3 pseudogenes are annotated in these 838 nt (G+C 48.0%); 2 read left to right on the top strand and 1 reads right to left on the bottom strand.

Annotated features, from left to right (window positions below):
* Positions 1 to 170, top strand: a pseudogene (locus tag CIK04_RS27730) (YqgE/AlgH family protein); the annotation flags it as partial.
* 21 nt (positions 171 to 191) lie between these two features.
* A pseudogene (gene ruvX, locus CIK04_RS27735) lies at positions 192 to 613 on the top strand (Holliday junction resolvase RuvX).
* Between the two features lie 92 nt (positions 614 to 705).
* Here the strand turns inward: ruvX and CIK04_RS27740 are convergent.
* Positions 706 to 838: pseudogene (locus tag CIK04_RS27740) on the bottom strand (type IV pili twitching motility protein PilT); the annotation flags it as partial.

Here is an 838-nt window from a genome sequence, read left to right on the forward strand (position 1 = left end):
GGCTGGAGTGCTGGGCAACTCGAAGCCGAGTTAGCGGAGAACTCGTGGCTCACAGTTGAAGCCAATCCTGATATTATTTTGACACACCGATAGCAATGCGCTGGCAAAAAGCCGTGCAAATGCTTGGAATTCACGCGTCTCAGCTTTCCGATCAAGCTGGTCACGCTTAACCCGTTTGACTTAGGTTATTTATGTCTCGCACCATCATGGCATTCGATTTTGGCACCAAAAGCATTGGTAGTGCCATCGGCCAAGAAATTACTGGCACCGCATCACCACTGAAGGCTTTCAAAGCCAATGACGGCATTCCAAATTGGGATGAGATTGAAAGCAAAATCAAAGAGTGGCAACCCAATTTATTGGTGGTGGGATTGCCGACAGATTTACACGGCAAGGCCTTAGAAACCATTACTCCACGCGCGAAGAAGTTTGCTCAACGCCTACAAGGGCGCTTCGGTCTTCCGGTTGAGTTGCATGATGAACGCCTGATCTCACGGAAGCGCGTTCTGAGCTGTTCTCTATGGGCGGTTACAAAGCTTTGAGCAAAGGCAACGTCGATTGCCAATCTGCGGTAATTATTTTAGAGAGTTGGTTTGAAGCTCAGTGGGGCTAACTCACCGAAGACTCTTCAACCTTCGCACTCCCTAACAAAACGAGAGATCTTCTGGTTCTCTCGTTTTTTCATGGTGTTTTGGCACTGCCGAACTAATCCATATCAATCTTCACGTTTGCCAAAGAACCGGGAGTGCTAAGATCGCCTCGTTGTGTTTTCAACATTAAACGTAAGTCGTTCGCTGAGTCAGCACTGTGCAACGCGTCTTCCTCACTGATTTTTCCT

Source organism: Vibrio sp. 03_296, from assembly GCF_002265885.1.